Annotated in this window: 19 protein-coding genes; 6 read left to right on the forward strand and 13 right to left on the reverse strand. The window is 41.8% G+C overall.

The window, feature by feature from the left end:
* Window positions 1–112 precede the first annotated feature (112 nt).
* Window positions 113–1,114, forward strand: coding sequence for an ATP-grasp domain-containing protein (locus ENH88_RS06795; RefSeq protein ID WP_304181028.1), 1,002 nt, complete (start codon window positions 113–115; stop codon window positions 1,112–1,114).
* Here the strand turns inward: ENH88_RS06795 and ENH88_RS06800 are convergent.
* From ENH88_RS06800 to ENH88_RS06815, 4 genes are read right to left on the reverse strand one after another with little or no spacing between them, the layout of a single operon-like run.
* Window positions 1,094–2,434 (reverse strand): sensor histidine kinase, encoded by a 1,341-nt coding sequence (locus ENH88_RS06800; protein ID WP_304181030.1) that lies wholly within the window; start codon window positions 2,432–2,434, stop codon window positions 1,094–1,096. The two genes, ENH88_RS06795 and ENH88_RS06800, sit on opposite strands and share 21 nt — an antisense overlap.
* The gene (locus ENH88_RS06805; RefSeq protein ID WP_304181032.1) at window positions 2,424–3,116 is read right to left on the reverse strand and encodes a response regulator transcription factor; all 693 of its coding nucleotides are present in this window, start codon (window positions 3,114–3,116) and stop codon (window positions 2,424–2,426) included. Before ENH88_RS06805 ends, ENH88_RS06800 begins: the two co-directional genes overlap by 11 nt.
* 42 nt (window positions 3,117–3,158) lie before the next feature.
* Complete coding sequence (locus ENH88_RS06810; protein WP_304181034.1) at window positions 3,159–3,692, reverse strand: hypothetical protein; 534 nt, start codon at window positions 3,690–3,692, stop codon at window positions 3,159–3,161.
* 51 nt (window positions 3,693–3,743) lie between these two features.
* Window positions 3,744–5,051: a DUF5666 domain-containing protein gene (locus ENH88_RS06815; protein ID WP_304181036.1), complete on the reverse strand. Its 1,308-nt coding sequence runs from the start codon at window positions 5,049–5,051 to the stop codon at window positions 3,744–3,746.
* Window positions 5,052–5,260: 209 nt separating this feature from the next.
* Between ENH88_RS06815 and ENH88_RS06820 the strand changes: the two genes are divergently transcribed.
* Window positions 5,261–6,418, forward strand: a complete 1,158-nt coding sequence (locus ENH88_RS06820) for a benzoate/H(+) symporter BenE family transporter (protein WP_304181038.1) — start codon at window positions 5,261–5,263, stop codon at window positions 6,416–6,418.
* A gap of 159 nt (window positions 6,419–6,577) precedes the next feature.
* On the opposite strand, the gene ENH88_RS06825 is transcribed toward ENH88_RS06820, so the two are convergent.
* From ENH88_RS06825 to ENH88_RS06850, 6 genes are all read right to left on the reverse strand, one after another.
* Window positions 6,578–7,615 carry a DUF2955 domain-containing protein gene (locus tag ENH88_RS06825; protein ID WP_304181040.1) on the reverse strand — a complete coding sequence of 346 codons (1,038 nt, stop codon included), beginning with the start codon at window positions 7,613–7,615 and terminating at the stop codon, window positions 6,578–6,580.
* Window positions 7,616–7,624: 9 nt separating this feature from the next.
* The gene (locus tag ENH88_RS06830; protein ID WP_304181041.1) at window positions 7,625–8,686 is read right to left on the reverse strand and encodes an HlyD family secretion protein; all 1,062 of its coding nucleotides are present in this window, start codon (window positions 8,684–8,686) and stop codon (window positions 7,625–7,627) included.
* 3 nt (window positions 8,687–8,689) lie between these two features.
* Window positions 8,690–9,166 (reverse strand): MarR family winged helix-turn-helix transcriptional regulator, encoded by a 477-nt coding sequence (locus tag ENH88_RS06835; protein WP_304181043.1) that lies wholly within the window; start codon window positions 9,164–9,166, stop codon window positions 8,690–8,692.
* Window positions 9,167–9,280: 114 nt separating this feature from the next.
* A complete protein-coding gene (locus ENH88_RS06840; protein ID WP_304181044.1) occupies window positions 9,281–10,165 on the reverse strand; it encodes a spermidine synthase in 885 nt (294 codons plus the stop codon).
* Window positions 10,158–10,778: a fused MFS/spermidine synthase gene (locus ENH88_RS06845; RefSeq protein WP_304181046.1), complete on the reverse strand. Its 621-nt coding sequence runs from the start codon at window positions 10,776–10,778 to the stop codon at window positions 10,158–10,160. The genes ENH88_RS06840 and ENH88_RS06845 overlap by 8 nt, the downstream gene beginning before the upstream one ends.
* Before the next feature lie 175 nt (window positions 10,779–10,953).
* Entirely contained in the window at window positions 10,954–11,454 is a 501-nt protein-coding gene (locus ENH88_RS06850; protein WP_304181047.1) for a lactoylglutathione lyase family protein, read from the reverse strand.
* A gap of 103 nt (window positions 11,455–11,557) precedes the next feature.
* Here ENH88_RS06850 and ENH88_RS06855 point away from each other — a divergent pair, with 103 nt between their 5' ends.
* Complete coding sequence (locus tag ENH88_RS06855) at window positions 11,558–12,427, forward strand: LysR family transcriptional regulator (RefSeq protein WP_304181048.1); 870 nt, start codon at window positions 11,558–11,560, stop codon at window positions 12,425–12,427.
* Between the two features lie 60 nt (window positions 12,428–12,487).
* On the opposite strand, the gene ENH88_RS06860 is transcribed toward ENH88_RS06855, so the two are convergent.
* Entirely contained in the window at window positions 12,488–14,416 is a 1,929-nt protein-coding gene (locus tag ENH88_RS06860) for a flavin monoamine oxidase family protein (protein WP_304181049.1), read from the reverse strand.
* A gap of 319 nt (window positions 14,417–14,735) precedes the next feature.
* Here ENH88_RS06860 and ENH88_RS06865 point away from each other — a divergent pair, with 319 nt between their 5' ends.
* The 3 genes from ENH88_RS06865 to ENH88_RS06875 all read left to right on the forward strand — a co-directional run bounded on the left by ENH88_RS06865 (window position 14,736) and on the right by ENH88_RS06875 (window position 16,185).
* A complete protein-coding gene (locus ENH88_RS06865; protein ID WP_304181050.1) occupies window positions 14,736–15,185 on the forward strand; it encodes a GyrI-like domain-containing protein in 450 nt (149 codons plus the stop codon).
* A 395-nt stretch (window positions 15,186–15,580) separates the two neighbouring features.
* Window positions 15,581–15,790 carry a cold-shock protein gene (locus tag ENH88_RS06870; RefSeq protein ID WP_304181051.1) on the forward strand — a complete coding sequence of 70 codons (210 nt, stop codon included), beginning with the start codon at window positions 15,581–15,583 and terminating at the stop codon, window positions 15,788–15,790.
* 185 nt (window positions 15,791–15,975) lie between these two features.
* Window positions 15,976–16,185, forward strand: a complete 210-nt coding sequence (locus tag ENH88_RS06875; RefSeq protein WP_016706518.1) for a cold-shock protein — start codon at window positions 15,976–15,978, stop codon at window positions 16,183–16,185.
* Between the two features lie 79 nt (window positions 16,186–16,264).
* Here ENH88_RS06875 and ENH88_RS06880 read toward each other — a convergent pair whose 3' ends face one another.
* Entirely contained in the window at window positions 16,265–17,086 is an 822-nt protein-coding gene (locus ENH88_RS06880) for an alpha/beta hydrolase (protein WP_304181054.1), read from the reverse strand.
* A 49-nt stretch (window positions 17,087–17,135) separates the two neighbouring features.
* Window positions 17,136–17,777, reverse strand: coding sequence for a glutathione S-transferase family protein (locus ENH88_RS06885; RefSeq protein ID WP_304181057.1), 642 nt, complete (start codon window positions 17,775–17,777; stop codon window positions 17,136–17,138).
* Between the last annotated feature and the right edge of the window lie 192 nt (window positions 17,778–17,969).

The raw sequence follows: 17,969 nt of genomic DNA on the forward strand, positions 1-17,969 counted from the left end.
ATACTCCGCGTCTTTTGCCGCAGACTCTGCCCCATCACGAGCGCCGGTGAATATCTATCGCGTAGTGAGCCATTTTTCTGTGAGCTGCGAACTAAACTCAAGAGGAATAACCATGCGTGGTTGGATCATTTACAAAGACAGTGCAGGCCTACTTAAACAAGAAACTTACGAAGTAGAGCGCCTATTAGCAGCCGCTCAGGAAGAGGGCATTGATTTACAAGTTTTCTCACCCGATCAATTTGATTTGACCATCACTCGAGAAGACGGTAAAAGCATTTTGATTGATGGCGTAACCACCATTTTACCTGACTTTGTAATTCCCCGCATGGGTGCCAGCACCACCTATTTTGCGCTGGCAATTATTCGCCATCTTGAGCGCTTAGGTGTGTACTGCGTTAACAGTTCACAATCAATTGAAACCGTAAAAGACAAATTATTTGCACAACAAATTTTAGCCGAACGTAACTTACCAACCCCCAATACGATGCTGGTGAAATTTCCGGTCAATATTGACTTAGTAGACAGACAAATTGGTTTTCCGGTGGTGATAAAAACGCTGTCTGGTTCGCAGGGCAGTGGCGTATTTTTATCAAAATCAAAAGGCGAATTTGATGATTTAATGCAGCTGATTGAAGCGGCTAATCCACAAGCGAATATTATTTTACAACAATTTGTTAAATCAAGTCATGGTCGAGATTTGCGAGTACTTACTATCGGTGGTCGCGCTGTGGCATGTATGGAGCGTAACTCAGGTGGTAAAAACTTCAAAGCGAATGTGAGCGCCGGCGGTACAGGCAAACCACACCCAATCACGCCCGAAATTGAATGGCTAGCGACCCAAACCGCGAATGTACTAAACCTTGATGTGGCAGGCATTGATTTATTATTTGACGATAATCACTTTAAAATCTGTGAAGCAAACTCAAGCCCTGGTTTTGAAGGCTTAGAAGCCGCATTGGGGATTAACGTAGCGCGTGAAATTTTACATTTTATTCGTATTCGTTTAGGTATTTTTGACCGTCCTGAGAAGTTAAATTTAAGCTTAGATGAAAGCACTGATACTGTCACCGAATTGCCAACGCCAAAAGCGATTTTAAGCGCTGTCACTAAGTAAAATTGAGGCACTAAATCCATCACTATCACTGTGTAAATTAAGTTGCAGTTGGTGACGGGAGCAGATTGCCTGCACTGTTGCCAACCCTAAACCAAAGCCTTCATATTGACGAGCTGGATCGGCACGGTAAAAACGTTTCGTCAGCTGAGTAAGCTGTTCTTGACTCACCCCTTTACCGCTATCACTGATAGTGATAGAGCGAGGATCGCTATAAATAACGATACTAGCGCCAATCCCCGCATATTTAATTGCGTTATCTAATAGGTTAAACAATGCCTGAAACAATAGATTTTTATCCCCTTGCAGGTGCATAACCCCATGACTATCAAGCTTAATTGTTTGCTGCTGTTGTTCGGCACTGGGTTGTAACATTTCAATTAGATCAGTGAGCAGTAACTGGCAGTCAACTTGTTGCATTGCCATTGGAAATTTACCATGCTCGAGCCGTGTTAGTTTTAACATAGCGTCAAAGGTATTAATAATAGTGTCAAGCTGCTCAATATCTACGCCCATCTCAGGGTGACGCAGGGCTTGTTGCTCAAGGTTTAGCCGTAATCGCGTTAACGGGGTTTTTAGGTCATGGGCAATGTTATCGGTGATCCCTTGCACTAAGGCAAAGTTCTCTTCTAGCGCATCAAGCATGGTATTAATATGCGCACCTAAGCGGTCAAACTCATCGCCTTTTTGATGGTGTTTAATACGTGCCGATAAATCGCCATTTTGCACTTGTTCCGCCGTATTATTAAAGTAATGCACACGGCGTAAATGCCGTCTGGCAAATATATAGCCAAACACCCCAGTTAATAACAAACTAATTAAGCATGCCCATAAAGCAATGGTTTTAAACTCAACAATTAACCGTTGCAGGTGTTCGGTCGCGGTCGCAAGCACAATATCGCCATGTTGGGTTTGCACTATGCCAGTGGTTAATAAGCGAATTTGCCCACGTTGTGCGTCCAATACCGGAAAAACCACTGTACGTGGCAAAGTAGGGATATTCTCTGGCAAAAAACTTAACTGCTGACTTTGCTCGCTCTCACTTTGCCAAAATATAAGTAAATCACCTTCACTACGAAATACCTCTAGTTGCGCAAAAAAACTATCTGCAGAGAACTCACTCGCAAGGCCTTCGATCCTAACTTGCTCAGCGGCGAGGCGTCGTTCAACTTGGCGACTTTGTTCACCTAATAAAAGTTGATAGATCAGCACAACCGTCAATGCCAGCATCACCGCCATAATAACAGCAAAGCCGAGCGTTAAACGCCATACGGAACTATTCCGCGGATCAAATTGACGCCAAATGGAATCGTTAACCGGCATAATTTTGCTCTTTAGCAAGGCGATAGCCCACCCCGCGAATGGTTTCAATATGAACTCCGGCATCGAATTGCTGTAACTTTTTGCGTAGCCGTGCAATGTGAACATCAATAACGTTGGTGCCAGGATCAAAATGGTACTCCCATACAGCTTCAAACAATAGTGTACGGGTGACGAGCTTACCTTGATGTTCTAATAAAAAGCGTAATAACTTAAATTCTTTTGGCTGTAAGCTCAGTGCTTGTCCAGCGACTTCAGCTTTGTGATTGGCGTAATCTACCTGTAAGTTTGCTAAACGAAGAATAGTATTAAGCGGTGGGTGAGCAACTTGACGTTTAATCAGATTTTCTGCGCGAATAGCCAGCTCTGAAAATGCAAAAGGCTTTACAAGGTAATCATCACCACCGGCTTTTAGCCCAGTAACACGATCATCAACTTTATCAAGCGCGGATAAAATCAGTACCGGTGTTGTTTTTCCTGTCGCTCGCAAAGCTGCGAGTACTTGCAGACCATCAAGTTTCGGTAACATCCGATCCAGAATAATAATGTCATATTCTTCACAGGTACTCAGCAATAAACCTTGTTGCCCATCCGCCGCAGTATCAACCGTATAGCCTTGTTCACTAAACGCTTTATAGAGAAAATCACGATTTTGCTTGTCGTCTTCGATCAGCAGTAATTTCATTAGTCAGTTCAACTTAGTTTAATCAATAGACAAAATAGCCGCTTAGTTACCCCAACGCAGCAAAGGCAGATCTTTGCCCGTTGCCAAATCAATGGCTTTTTTATGCCGTCCTTGTGCTGTGATAAAGGTGGCCACCATGTAAGTCACGCCCATATCTTGTTCAAGCTGGGCTTCAATAAGGTATTGATGAGCAGGATCATGCATTTTGCGCACTAAGCCTTGCATGGTATAGCCCTTATGACGCATTAACTCTGCCGCGGCAATTTCTTCTTGTTCATCAAGCTCAGGGGCGTTGTACTCAAGTTCAATCAAGCTGCCGTTTTGATCTACTAATAACTCAATAAAGCGTGCACTACTAGCTTGATATAATGTGACCTCATACGTGGTATTGCCTTTTTCAAACTCAAGCTCAAACTCCACGATCACGGCTTTATTACTGTATTCGTTCTCAATTTTTTGTAATATGGCGCTCGGCGTTGGCGCGTTTGCTTGATCCAGTTTTGCAAAAATAGCGGAGCTGGCAGCAATACTCATTGAGGTGACAAACAATAAGCTAACTAGCAATAATTTTTTCATGTACTTACCTCAAACCACAGCCGTTATTAGCAACGGCTGTGGCATTTTCAATTAATCGTCAAGTCGACATGCTGTAACTTGATCCTCTGCAACCCATTGGCATTCAAGTTCAACATACTGATCAAGGTATTGATCGAGTGAGTTATCCTCACTTACATAACCCCATAAGCTAGCTTGCATGTTTTGATCTGCACTGACAAAACCAGTTAGATTAAGCGGCTCATTGCCATCCATTAGCTCAACTTCGCTAACGGTTTGTTTATCATCGGCGATAATACCCTCAAGTTCAAGCCATCGGCCCTCTATGTTATTTAACGTTAAGCCATCATCAAATACGGTTTGGTTATTGAGCATAAATTCAATACCATTGATTGTCGCAACGCTCTGTGTGTAAGTCACTAACCCTGTAACTGAAAAAGCGCTGTTGCTGTTCACAACATCATTTGCTGATCCAAACTCAATCTCTTGCGCTACAAACCTGTTATTTGCTTGCTGCCATAGGGCATCAATCTCAACAAACCGTCCAATCGCTAGATCAGCTACCGTTCCATCATCATAACGCGTTTGCGCATTTAAACTGACTTGCCATTGCCCATTAATAGTCATTAAGGTTGAATCATTGTTTAGCCACGTAATTTGCCCCGCTAACTGGCTATCCGTGTCATCATCAAAACTACTGTGTTGCTTGGCATCAACTTCGTTTGCCAACAACTGTTGGCCATTCATAAACCCTTCAACTTCAACGAATTGTCCATTAACAAGAGGCCCATCCACATCTGCTTGTTGATAATTAACCATAATATTCCCTAACGAGAATGTCCTTTGTTGGGTATTAAGTGCAGAGATTACCCCTTCGACTTCAAGCTCAGTTTGGGGATCACTGATTGGCTGCTGGTAGGTCACTGTTAACCTGTTGTAAGCACTGTTATAACCACTTACTTCAACTAAATCACCATCCTTTATCGTGCTGCTATCAAATCCTGTTAATCTCACACCAGCAATATTAATAACGTTACCTTGAACCTGCACTGGGCCTTTAAAATTAGGATCGTAATCAATTTCCGTCGCGTGGCTGCCATTGGTTTCTACTGCAACCATCATGCCTTTTTTCAAGTCACTCAATGAGCCATCTACACCATCAATCTCCACCTCGGCATTACTTGCCGGGATCTCATGCTGATTTACTGTAATTGTTGTTGCTGTAGTTGCGGTTAGCTCACCAATTAGTACGCTTGGTAACTGTGCTGTAGGCGTAGTAAGCTCATTGCTCTGTGAATTACTACTGCCACAAGCAGTTAATGCGAGTGTCAGTGCTGATAATGAAATAATCTGAGTGATTGTTTTGTGCTGGCTGTGCATAATTAACTCCAAATTTAGTCGGCTGAATAAGCTGTTTATGCCAAGCACTATAACCGGCCATAAATATCAGCAAGGTGGAGAGAACATTAAATTTTGTTAATGTTTACTTAAGCGAGTAATACCTTAGTCAAAAATAGCTTACTGCGACTAGCATCACTGCAATATTTATGTATAACTAGAGCGATAAGACTTATCGCTTTAGGAATTCCATGCAACTTTCAAATCAGCTATTAAATCGCTTAACCGCAGGCTTAGTCGCTGTGATCATTGGTTTTACCAGCTCAATCGCTCTTATTTATCAAGTCGTTATTGTACTCGGTGGCACTGCTGACTTAGTTGCCAGCTGGGTACTGATGTTAGGGCTTGCGATGGGAGTTACCTCAATTGGTTTATCGTATTATTATAAAATTCCTATTTTAATTGCATGGTCAACAACCGGCGCCGCTTTACTGATCACCAGTGCCCAAGGCTATAGTTTAAACCAAGCGGTGGGCGCATTTATGTTTAGCGCCTTATTAGTGTTTATTTCCGGTATTACTGGCTGGTTTGCAAAAATAATGGAGCATATTCCCAGCCAAATTGCCTGCGCTATGCTAGCGGGTGTGCTGGTGACATTTGGCATTGATGTATTTAACTTTATGAGTGAAAAACCGTTACTCATAGGGGTTATGGTATTGGTCTATTTGATCTGTAAACGACTCATGCCACGTTTTACTATGCTCATGGTGCTAATTGCAGGCTTTGTGATGGCAGGCGTCACAGGGCAAATTGATACCAGCAACTGGCAATGGAAAATGAGTGAGTTTGCGTTTATTAGCCCTGAATTTAATTTACAAGCAATGATTAGCGTGGGTATTCCGCTTTATATTGTCACTATGACCTCACAGAACTTACCCGGTATTGCGGTGTTAAAAGCCCATAATTACCCAGCCCCCGTTTCTGCGGCGCTCAACGTGACCAGCCTTACTAATATTTTGATCGCCCCTTTTGGTGGTTACGCCATTAATTTAGCAGCCATTACCGCAGCAATTTGCATGAGCGAAGACGCTGACAGCGATCCTAACAAACGCTACTGGGCAAGTATTGCAGGCGGTGGTTTTTATATTTTGATGGCCATTGCAGCAGCGACGTTAGTAGGGTTAGTCGCAAGTCTACCGCAAGCGCTAATTTTAGCTCTCGCTGGTATAGCCTTATTTACCACCATTGCATCGAGCTTACAGCAAGCGTTGTCAGACAGTTATTATACGGAAGCGGCGATGATCACCTTTTTAGTGACGGCTTCTGATCTTACTCTGTTCTCTGTTGGCTCTGCATTTTGGGGCATACTTGCAGGCGGGCTGACTTTATGGCTGATCCCACGAAAATAACACCCGTAATAAACCAGCTTGCGCATCGTTGAGTAGCCATTGTGCTAATTAGTGTTTATAAACTCACGCCCACAGTGATCATTATTTAAACACACTTAGTATAACAAGATAATAACCGCCCTAGTGCATAAGGAACTGACTAAGGCGGTTATTATTCAACTATTCAAAAGTATGGTGACGCGTCACACTAAACCGATTAAGAATATGGTGCATAATATACACCGCACATAAGCTAACGATGATTGCCACAGAAACCGATGAAAATCGATACAGCGCACTGTAAATCAAGTCTTGCCCAGGCCCAAGTGACTGACCAAATAAAATTCCAAAGGTAGTTATGATACCAAAACCAACACCTGGGATCCCGCCGCCGATAATATGATAACGGCTAAATATAAAGGTCAAAATCCACAATATCAGCGCTGGAAAAAGCAAAATATCAGTGTGGTTATATAAAAATAACTGCGACACCAACGCTAAGTTACAGCCAATTAGAGTACCGATTGCTCGTTGCCAACCAGCCATACCAGCCGCCTTCCAACACAACGGAAACAAAATTAAAATCGAGGCTGCTTGCGCTGATATTGAGTCTTGCAAATCAAACACCTGAAACAGTACAAATGACAGCGTCGCGACAGTTGCACATAACAGTACTTCATGGCGAATGCTCTCTTTTGCTTTAGTTGGCATTACGCGAGCTTGACGCGGGGCAACATCAGGAAACATAAAGTGCATTAATACCGCAGTCAGTACCGTGACTACAACCGCTAAACCATTGCTTATAATTAGCGGATAAATACTGGTGCCATTGCCGACATAACTGGCAAAGTGCAATTGAATAGATAAACTCACCACACTCAAAGCACCAAATAAAAAGTTAGCTCCACGGCTCATTTGATAAAATAAAAACGTAAATGCTAAAAAGCTCAACATGGTCATAACCACAGGTAAATGTGAAAACAACCCTTGCACAATCAACACAAATAATGCGCTAAATGCGGCACTGGCAAAAAACTGACGAATAATATGCGCATTTAAAATCGGCACTAAACCAAGTAACAACATAGGATAAACGGTAAAGAAAATCCCATTAGGCCAATTCATTAACTTACACAAACTAAAGCCTAGGGCACTGCCACCGGCGATACGAAGTGCTTGACGAAGGCCATTTTTATCAAGGACATATGGTGCTGACATGACGTCCCCTTAATAAATAAAATGCAATAAGCTGATCAAACGAATTTGTGCACTGGCACACCATTGGCCTATTGTAGATTCAGGTAATAATTGCACTGTTGCCCGCGCCCCACTTGGTAACTTACTGAGTAATTGCGGCTGTTCTAAATTAATATGAATACGTTGACGCTGCGCATCCCTCACCCAACGATTGCTATTTTCGGTGCTGCTAAGTAAACCATTCGCACTAAGTTGACCATCACTTACACCCGCTTCAAATGAGCCAATATTGGCGTCAAAAACCTGCCCAGGGAGTGCATCAAATGTGACTTTAGCTCGACTCCCTAAGGCAAAATTTGCCAATGATTTCTCACGAAAATCAGCCACTAAATCGGCTTTGTTTGCCACAATGGCTAACATTGGCTGGCCTTTACTAGCAAAGGTCCCCGTGCTCACTTGCAAGTTTGCTACTTTACCATCGGTATCTGCAGTCACTGTGCTGTACGATAAATTAAGCTCTGCTTGGGCCAATTGATTCCGCGCATGACGCAGCGCAAGGTTGTCATCTCCTAATTGACCTCGTGCTAATTTTGCCTCGGTTAATTGCGCCTCGATCGCCGCCACATTGGCTTTGCTCGATTGAAAATTAGCACTGATGGTTTCATATTCTTGCTCTGATATAGAGCGTTTTTTCAATAAGGATTCACTGCGATCAAATAACAATTTTTGCTCATGCAATTTGGCATTACCCGCAGCCAGCTGTGCTTCGATCGCCTTAACACTGCTATCTAAGCGCTGGTTTTGTAACTGCGCATCGGCAAAAGCCAGTTGTGCTTGCTCAACCGCTAATTGAAATGGTGCCGCTTCAATTAAAAATAATCTCTCGCCTTTGTTTACCGCTTGATTATTGTTCACCAACACTTGATTAACACGGCCACTAACTTGCGGCGTTACTTGTACAACCGGGTGATAAACTCGCGCTTGTGGCGTCACGGGTAAATACATATCAGCCACTACAAAATAGGCAAATAATAAGATAAACCCAACTAATGATATTTTTACATAGCGGGCAAATTTTTGATCTGGTGTCATTCTTTATTTCTCTTGGCTTAAAAGTGTTAAACAACGGCGCGCATTCTCTTCCATTTGCACTAGTCCATAAGCCATCGTATCTAGTTGTGCTGTGGTTAGTCCTGCATACAGCTGTGTTTTCACTTCCGCCATTATGCCTCTAAGTGCTTCTAATAATTGTAGCCCTTGTTCAGTAAAATAAATTTTACGGCTGCGTTTATCTAGCTCATCAACACGACGAACAATGATCGCTTGCTGCTCTAATTGCTTAACAGTGCGTGTTAATGAAGGCATTTCAATGCCGAGGCTAGTCGCGAGCGCTTGCTGTGTAACACCTTGCTGTAAATGATCAATATGGATCATCGCCGTCCAGCGAGATTGGGTTAACCCCAAAGGCTCAACAGCTAACGTGACGGCGTCACGACAGAGTCGAAAAACACGGCCCATGCTACCGCACAAGCTGAGATCGAGGGTTTCATGAAAAGGTAAGGGAATAGTCATGATGGCTCCATTTAATTAGCGTGCTAACCATTTTAAACTAGTTAGCACGCTAAGTAAATGTTGCCGTGGTACTTTAGCTTTAATAGCCAGCAAGCTGGCCATTAAGTAGCGAATTTAAAAATTAAGTAGGTTAGCAGGAGAGTATTGATCAGTCAGAATTTTAGTGTCACTTGGCCAGTCTTGATTATTTTTGGTGGACTTCATGCCTTTACTAATCGCTTTAATATCCACATCATAAGGGGACAATAACGGACGTAATTTTTTTACACGCTCTGCAATACTTTGCTCTGTTGGCATGTTATCAAAGCCTGCCAAAATAATGCGGTTACTGTTTTTTTCAGTGATAACATTAATGAAGTCACCGAATACAGCATGGTAAGTTGCCGATTCATGTTCATACAGCTTACTTGATGAAAACGTATTAGCAGCCACAATACCATTAGGCGAGAGCACGCTTTTTACTTCCTCAAAAAACTCTTTCGTCAGTAAGTGCTCAGGGATGTAATCACCATTAAAGGCATCGAGAATAATCCAATCATATTGCTGCTGCTTAAGTGCGGCGCGTTTTATAAAAATACGCCCATCTTGAACTTTTGAAGTCACTTTATCAGTTTCTTTAAAATCAAAATAATCACGCGCGACCTTGATCACCGCAGGGTCTATTTCAACATTTTCAATGTTAGCAGCAGGGTATAGCTCATGGATCACATTTGATAAAGAGCCACCGCCAAGGCCTATAATCAGTACATTTTGCGGATTATCTATCATCAATAAACTGGCAAAGGTGAGCTTAGTATAGTTAAACACTAACTTTTGAGGCTTGCTTTTATACATGCAGCTTTGGCTACTGCTACGGGTTTTTTCGTCAAACTTTAAACAACGTAAATCACCGTTTTCTTCCACCAAAATATTACGATAAAGCGAACGCTCTTGGTGAATAACGTCAGCGTAAGCACTAAAAGCTGTTAACAATAAGGCAGCCATAACCCACTTAAACATGTTTACTCTCCTTGTTAGTTAATTGATTGACTGCAATCGCCAGCAAACCTAGGAACCCCAAGGTAGTGGCGAAGCCTAAAATAATGGTATTCACATCAAACGCGAGCACCATATAAAACGAGGTAATAATAGTGCCGAGCGCACTGCCTAAGGTGCTGACAAAATATAAACCACCCGCAACTTGGCCGCTGTGTTCGCTATCGGTCACTAATAAACGCACTGAATAAGGAGAGATCATGCCAAGGATGATCGTTGGAATAAAAAATAACGCGGTAGAAGCTAGCAATGAGCCATAGCGGCTATCTTCAATGTGAGTAAAAATAAACGCCATTATCGGCTCTGCAAACAATGCAATGGGCACCACCATAACACTCGCCAATAAAAATATTAAGCCGTATTTAGTTAACGAAGGGCGTTTAATTGATAACTTACCACCAAGCAGATAGCCAAACGATAAACTAAGCATAAACACCGTAATAATACTGCCCCAAATATGCACACTACTGCCAAAAAATGGCGCTAAAATTCGCCCACCTAACAGTTCAATACCCATGATACTAAAGCCGCTGCTAAAGGCTAAAAAATAAATTAATGCGTTGGTTTTATTTAACATTCATTTTAGTTCTTATTATTTTAAGTAAACTCATCTTATCGTGATGAATAAAAACTGGCCAGCTTTTATACTGTAAAGGGCGTTTACAGATTGTGCTAAGCATTGCTAAATCAAGCAACATCAGCTTTGTATCAATAAAATAGGATGCAGCCACACAGGCTGCATTATTCTCAGTTTAATACGCACCTTCGCTATAAATAAGCTCATAACTGTGACTGTATATCTCTAGGATATTGCCAAACGGGTCTTCCATATAAATCATGCGGTAGGGCTTTTCGTCTGGGTAATAATAACGCGGCTCTGCCATACGTTTTTTGCCACCGGCTGCAACAATGCGCTCAGCAAGTTCTTCTAGATGAGGGTCTTGCACACAGAAGTGGAACACGCCGGTTTTCCAATACTCAAAGTTATCGTCTGGATTTTTTTGGTTTTTAAATTCAAACAGCTCCACACCAATTCGGTCGCCAGTTGATAAATGCGCGATCCGAAATTTATCCCAGTTGGCACCAAATACGTCAGTACACATTTGCCCAATTGCGCTATCGTCCTCAACTATTTCGGTTGGTTTCATAATTACATACCAACCTAAAACTTGAGAATAAAACTCAACGGCTTGTTCAAGATTTGGCACTGAAATACCAATGTGTGAAAAATTACGTGGGTAAACGTTGCTCATAACCTATGCTCCTACTCACCAATATTTATTAGAGTGGTCACTTTACGAACAACAATACATTAAGTAAAATTATCATTAAATATGATAATGAGTACACTTTGTTATGATAAATCCCGTTTGGCTAAACACTTTTTGCACGTTAGTTGAAGTAAATCACTTTACCCGTACTAGTGAACGTTTGTTTATGACCCAGTCAGGGGTTAGCCAACATATCAAAAAACTGGAGCAACAACTTGGCAAACCACTATTAGAGCGTCACGGCAAACAATTTACGCTCACTGCGCAAGGGCAAAACTTGTATCGAAATGGCAGCCAACTACTTAAACAGTGGCAGTTTTTAGAGCAAGAATTGCACAACGATTCTCCATATAGCGGTATCGTAAAAATACAATCGCCAGGTAGTTGTGGGCTTAAATTCTATGAGCAGTTACTTAACTTACAAGCCCAACACCAAGCACTGACAATTGATTATCGGTTTGCTCCCAACCACAGTGTTGAGCAAGCAGTGGCAAGTCATAATGCTGATTTAGGATTTTTAACTCAAGCTCCAACGCTCAATGAGGTTGTCAGCTATAAGATCGGCCAAGAAGCACTGTTACTCATCACTCCAAAAGACAGCGATACACCAGATTGGCAAACATTATGTAAGCTAGGTTTTATTGCTCACCCAGATGCAAACCACCATGCGCAGCTATTACTCAGTGAAAACTACCCTGAGTTTGAACACATTGATCAGATACAACGCACTGGTTTTTCAAATCAGATAAATTTAATTCTTGAGCCTGTAAGCCTTGGTTTAGGTTTTACGGTGTTACCTGCACATGCGGTGCGCGCATTTAGTAAACCACACTTGATCAGCGTTCATTCATTACAACATCCGATCAGCGAATCTATTTATGTTTGCCAGCATCGTAATCGCCCTTTAACAAAGCGGATCAGTAACGTGCTTGAAGTGATAAAAGCAGGGCTGTAATTGGCTCCTCTTTATAAACAATGGAATAGGGGAGTGCTAACTCCCCAAAATAACAACTTCTTAAATACCCTGCACCATTAAACGAGTATCAGGTAAGTTAGCTAAGTGCGCTATTTCGACATCAGGTCTGGCGATCCGGCTAATTGCATTTAATGCCGCAGCAATCGCACCTTCTTGCCAGCCTGGCAGCGACGAGATCTGATCGCCAACCACAAAGAAGCAAGCATCACTGAGAGTGCCATCGCTAAGGTAAACTCCAGAGCCTTGCGCTATCGCGTTAAATTGTTTGGTTGCATAATCAGCATCGCCAACCGCTTGCCAATATGCCCAGCCGCCTTTTATATGGGGCATGTTTTGCCAAGCAATTGCTAACCCGTCTTGCAGCCCCTCTGCAAATTGCTGGTTAAACTTTGCAGCACCATTACGGGCTTTAGCTAAACGCTCTGTTACTGACAACTTGCCCCAATCAGAGGCTACTTTATCAAAGTTATATGCCCCCGTTAGCACTCCTTTTTCATCTTGATAGCCGGTAGATGGATACCAAATTTGCTGAATTTCATCATTTGTCCAAGAGATGCCACCAAAGATGGGAACTACACCTTGCTCCGAGCTTGGTACGGCCATCACTTTTGTCTGTAAGTCGTCATCATGGACGGTAGTAATTGGGCTTCCTTGCCACAAATTGCGATCTGCTTGCCAGCCTACTTTCGAAGTACTTGCAAGAAAATGTGATATATAGCCATTCTCACTAGGGGTATAACCGGGTGCTTGAGTAGGCTCAAACTGGCCAACAAACACGGCGTTTAGGGCATCTTTAAAGCGGCTTTCAAAACCACTACTGGCACGATTATTTTGCAATTTGTCAGTCAGCATCTTACTCAAAAATGGCATTGCCGCATTGCAAATACAATAATCTGCTTGGTATTCAATTAATGCCTCCGTGCCCACTTGCGATACGGTAATTTTGAATTGTTTTGTTGCCTCGTCCCAATCAATAGACTTAACAGGGCTATTTAAGTGAATGTCTCCACCAAGCGCTGCAACATGTTGTGCAAAAGCGTGCTGCACTTGATCCATGCCCCCTACAGGCTGAAACAAGGTTGGTTGCCATAAGAAGTCAGCGGGTTGATAAAACCGGGTGCCTTCCCAAAAGCGTGCCTCCAGCAAGCTATCAAAACTCAACGCCTCAGCAACAATACCTGCTGCAACCCCCGGTAATACGCTGTAGCCAGCGCGAGTTTTACCATTTTCAAATCCTTCGCTGCCAGGCGTAACTTGATAATTACCTGCGATATCAAGTTCACCAAAATCTATCATTAAACTTTTTAATGCATCGACCCGCTCTTCAAACTGATCAGGATTAATATTTAGACTCGGTTTTTTTAACAGCTCTTCTGCATTGGCATACACCACTTCAGCTAACCAACCGCGAGTATTATTATCAAGGCGACGATAAACAACAGAGCTGCCATTAAAGCTGCTGTCTTTTTGCACTAGATTGGATTGACTGTTCATCACATAGACTTCGACATCGACCGAAAACTTTTTCAAATATGATAACAACCGTTTATGGCTACTCGGAATACGGCCAGGCCCTGCATTGAGGTAAGGTTCGCTATCACCAATAGGACGTTTAAACCTAACCACCTGTGATTCACCTGGGGTTGAATTAAACAAATCACTATCTGCATCTTCGGTTAAAACATCGCCGGTGCGTAAACTTAAACAGCGCCCTCCCGTGCGATTTAATGCTTCAAGCACCGTTACGATTGCACCCGATTGTTGCGCCAATATTTCATACGCCGCAGTTAAACCACCAACCCCGGAGCCAATCACCACTACTTTTTTCCCCGCTAATTGGCCAGGCTTGAGCTTTATGGCACTGTCAGTGACATTTTTTTGTTGTTTAGTTGCATCGGCTAATGCAGCAAATGCACTTGCACTAGGGTTGTTGCGAAGAAAATCAGCACGACTTTTAAAATTTGACATCTGTTTATCCTTTTCAGTATTGATTGTGATATTTGCTGCTCAGCCACAGCTGACAGGCGGCATCAATGAAGTACCCGATATAACCTGTCAAAAATTCTACTGTCGCTAATAAAACTACCACTTCAACAACAAACATATTCATTACACGGCATTACAGAAAATGAATAGTAAGCTTGCTAGATGCTCAACATCGTGGCTACCTAATAGGCTAGTTAAAGCAATATTTAGTTACTTCACAGCGTTAAGAAGCACATTGTATTTAGTTGTTGCTCGTTTTTCTGTTAAGTTAGTAGCGGTCATAAATAAGAGGGCAGTCACTATGGAAGTAAAACAACTAGCAAGTAAGTCTTTAACTGGTTTAAAAGTAAGAACCTGTAATGCTAATGAAATGAACAGTGGCACAGCAAAAATAGCTGAACTATGGCAAGCGTTTGGCGAAAAATACACAGCAAAACTCACAAAAAATAGCCACATTTATGGTGTATATACTAACTATGAGAGTGATGTTACCGGTGATTTTGATGTGATAGCCTGTTGTGATGACTTATCAATTAAAGTGACTAATAGCGTACAGTGCAACACTGTTACGGGGCGTTATTTGGTGTTTACCGGCGAGGGGGAAATGCCCGATGCCATTATTGATTTATGGGGTGAGATTTGGCAATACTTCAGCTCTGACGATTGCGCTCACACACGTACCTATACCAGTGACTTTGAATATTATAAAGGCGCAAATGAAGTAGAAATAGCGATAGCGATTGCTGAATAAATACAGCAATAATCGCGATTTTACGTGTTGTAAGGCTCATTATTTTTTTGGTGGGATGGCGAATTTAGCAGTTCGCCCCCCTTTTTGTTCATCCCTCCTTGCTCATTAAAAAAAGGCAACAGCGTGATAAATATCGACCTAGCCCTTTGAAAGCTGCTCAATAAATGCACACAAAATTATTTGAAATTAAAAAAGAAAAATAAATAAAGCTTGTTATGTAGTTTAAGTTGCTGTTATCCTGCTTGGCATCGGGTTGATAGAAAGCCCTGTTTATTTGTACGTACCACGTTGTTATTAGTAATAATCCTTCGCGTTATCCTCAGTTAAATACTTGTTTTCTTCCTGCTAAATTGCCTATTTAAAGGCGAATTTTTATTAATTCTTAGGATACTATTATGTCTACTACAACAACTGGTTCAGTAAAATGGTTTAACGAAGCTAAAGGTTTTGGTTTTATTGAACAAGAGTCTGGCCCTGACGTTTTTGCACATTTCAGTGCAATCGCAAGCGATGGCTTTAAAACGTTAGCCGAAGGCCAACGTGTACAGTTTACTGTTACTCAAGGTCAAAAAGGCCCGCAAGCTGAAAATATCGTTTGCATCTAATTTTTAATTAATGGGTTAGTAATAACCCGTTAATGCACTATAAGTTTGAAAGAAATTCTGTTTATTTGTACGTACCACGTTGTTATTAGTAATAATTCATCGCGTTATCCTCAGTTAAATACTTGTTTTTTCAGCTAAATCGCCTGATTTTAGGCACACTTTTATTAATCTCTAGGATATCTATTATGTCTACTACTACAACTGGTACAGTTAAATTTTTCAACGAAGCAAAAGGTTTTGGCTTTATCGAGCAAGAATCTGGTCCTGACGTTTTCGCACATTTCAGCGCGATCAGCGGTGACGGCTTCAAAACGCTAGCTGAAGGCCAACGTGTACAGTTTACTGTTACTCAAGGTCAAAAAGGCCCACAAGCTGAAAACATCGTTTGTATCTAAACGATTGTTTTAGTTAATGCGTTTAACGTATTAAAAGCCCACTGATATTAATTTATCAGTGGGCTTTTTTGTATCCGCGCTATTTTGCATATAGCCAATCTAAACCTTGGATCAGCGTAGTTGGAAATGCTGTGCTATGTTTTGCACCTTGGGTAATAGAAAACGCTAACTGCAGCTGGTTATTATCACTTTGCTTTATTTTATCGGCTAACTTTTTAGCCCCTGCAAGCATATCTTGCCCTTCGCCAAATTCAGGTGTTTCTTTACTACCTACCGATAAGTAAACCCTAACCTCTTGTTTAGCTGTGGTAATCGACTGAGATAATATGCGCTCATTATCAAACCACACCGACGGACTACCAATAATGTAACTTTCAAACATATTGGGTTGAGTAAAAAGCACATGAGCCGCAAATAAACCGCCAAGAGAGTTTCCCACTAAAGTACGTTGTTTTGGGTTAATTCGGTAGTTAGCTTTGATATGTTCAAACACCACATCAGCAATAAAAGCGATATGTTGCGCGGCTTTTCCTGTTTCGAGCTGCCAATCATTTACTTTACTTGGGGTGTAATCGCGTACTCGGCTTGATGACCCTTTTGAGCCTTGCGAATAACCAATAGCAACGAGTATTGCTTCGTCCATGGCGCCACTGTTCATAGCAAAACGAGTAGCCCCCGATGCTACTTGAAACGCATAAGAGCCATCAAGTAAGTAAACCACTGGGTATGTTTTATCTTTATTACGGCTGTAACTGCGCGGTAGTTTAATAAATACTGGGTAGCTAAGTTTGCTTTGTTGATCGGTAAGTTTAATCACCGAGCTTCTGGGGATTTCAAATGCCTGTTCAGCCGCGCCGCTAACAGTAAAAAATAGCGCCACGATCAATAGTAAATATTTCACCCTAATCCTTATTTAATTTTTGTTCTAATTTACAGCTTTAAATACCATACTAAAAATCTTCACGACCTTTGAGCTCAGTAAAATCACTCATGATCCATTTTTGATAACCCGCTCTGGTTTTTAGTAATGCAAACCACCGAGTCACTCGCTCCGGCAATGTTATTGCTAAACCCTGTGATGTTAGGCGATATAAAATTGCCCCCACACAAATATCAGCCAGGGTGATTTTACCACCGGCAAGATAAGGGGCATGGCTTAGTTGCTGCTCAATTATCTGTAAGCATTGTTCACAGGCTTGTAAATCGCGAGTGATTTGCTCCATACAACGGTTGTTTTGCGCTTTGCGGTAATAGCCCCAAAATGTGGCCATAAAAGCGGGTTGAAAAATTACCTGTGACCAATCCATCCAACGCTCGTACAACGAACGCTGATAAGGCGATGCATAATACCAGTCTGTCGTACCATAACTTGCTGCCAAATAGCGCAATATGCTGTGCGACTCCCAAATAACATTATCGCCATCCACAAGTACCGGCACTTTTTGCAGCGGGTTCAATGCTAAAAAGTCATCGCTATCAAGGCCACCAAAACGACCACCCACTTCAATATGTTGATAACTTAAACCAAGCTCGTCAACAAACCAGAGTACTTTTTGTACGTTAAACGAGGTTGTTCTTCCATAAACTTTCATATTTAATCTCACTTAGGCATTAACTTAATAAACTATATTTCATAAAGTCTAAAACGCTTTAGCTTGTACCTTAAACGTTTAATATGTTTGGCAGTTTACTCGATCACCTAAATGATTAACAAGCCAAGCATTTTATCTCAATACAGGAAATACCGTTGCTCCTCGCTACTATTTCAGCTTCCTTTATGCTTT

This window comes from Pseudoalteromonas prydzensis, from assembly GCF_011050055.1.
In the GTDB taxonomy this organism is placed as follows: domain Bacteria; phylum Pseudomonadota; class Gammaproteobacteria; order Enterobacterales; family Alteromonadaceae; genus Pseudoalteromonas; species Pseudoalteromonas prydzensis_A.

Bases quoted from the DNA above. Each gene is read 5' to 3' on its own strand.
- ENH88_RS06800 (WP_304181030.1), bottom strand. From the start codon at position 2,434: ATGCCGGTTAACGATTCCATTTGGCGTCAATTTGATCCGCGGAATAGT.
- ENH88_RS06795 (WP_304181028.1), top strand. From the start codon at position 113: ATGCGTGGTTGGATCATTTACAAAGACAGTGCAGGCCTACTTAAACAA.
- ENH88_RS06850 (WP_304181047.1), bottom strand. From the start codon at position 11,454: ATGAGCAACGTTTACCCACGTAATTTTTCACACATTGGTATTTCAGTG.
- ENH88_RS06860 (WP_304181049.1), bottom strand. From the start codon at position 14,416: ATGTCAAATTTTAAAAGTCGTGCTGATTTTCTTCGCAACAACCCTAGT.
- ENH88_RS06835 (WP_304181043.1), bottom strand. From the start codon at position 9,166: ATGACTATTCCCTTACCTTTTCATGAAACCCTCGATCTCAGCTTGTGC.
- ENH88_RS06820 (WP_304181038.1), top strand. From the start codon at position 5,261: ATGCAACTTTCAAATCAGCTATTAAATCGCTTAACCGCAGGCTTAGTC.
- ENH88_RS06875 (WP_016706518.1), top strand. From the start codon at position 15,976: ATGTCTACTACTACAACTGGTACAGTTAAATTTTTCAACGAAGCAAAA.
- ENH88_RS06810 (WP_304181034.1), bottom strand. From the start codon at position 3,692: ATGAAAAAATTATTGCTAGTTAGCTTATTGTTTGTCACCTCAATGAGT.
- ENH88_RS06865 (WP_304181050.1), top strand. From the start codon at position 14,736: ATGGAAGTAAAACAACTAGCAAGTAAGTCTTTAACTGGTTTAAAAGTA.
- ENH88_RS06840 (WP_304181044.1), bottom strand. From the start codon at position 10,165: ATGTTTAAGTGGGTTATGGCTGCCTTATTGTTAACAGCTTTTAGTGCT.
- ENH88_RS06815 (WP_304181036.1), bottom strand. From the start codon at position 5,051: ATGCACAGCCAGCACAAAACAATCACTCAGATTATTTCATTATCAGCA.
- ENH88_RS06845 (WP_304181046.1), bottom strand. From the start codon at position 10,778: ATGTTAAATAAAACCAACGCATTAATTTATTTTTTAGCCTTTAGCAGC.
- ENH88_RS06885 (WP_304181057.1), bottom strand. From the start codon at position 17,777: ATGAAAGTTTATGGAAGAACAACCTCGTTTAACGTACAAAAAGTACTC.
- ENH88_RS06825 (WP_304181040.1), bottom strand. From the start codon at position 7,615: ATGTCAGCACCATATGTCCTTGATAAAAATGGCCTTCGTCAAGCACTT.
- ENH88_RS06855 (WP_304181048.1), top strand. From the start codon at position 11,558: ATGATAAATCCCGTTTGGCTAAACACTTTTTGCACGTTAGTTGAAGTA.
- ENH88_RS06805 (WP_304181032.1), bottom strand. From the start codon at position 3,116: ATGAAATTACTGCTGATCGAAGACGACAAGCAAAATCGTGATTTTCTC.
- ENH88_RS06870 (WP_304181051.1), top strand. From the start codon at position 15,581: ATGTCTACTACAACAACTGGTTCAGTAAAATGGTTTAACGAAGCTAAA.
- ENH88_RS06830 (WP_304181041.1), bottom strand. From the start codon at position 8,686: ATGACACCAGATCAAAAATTTGCCCGCTATGTAAAAATATCATTAGTT.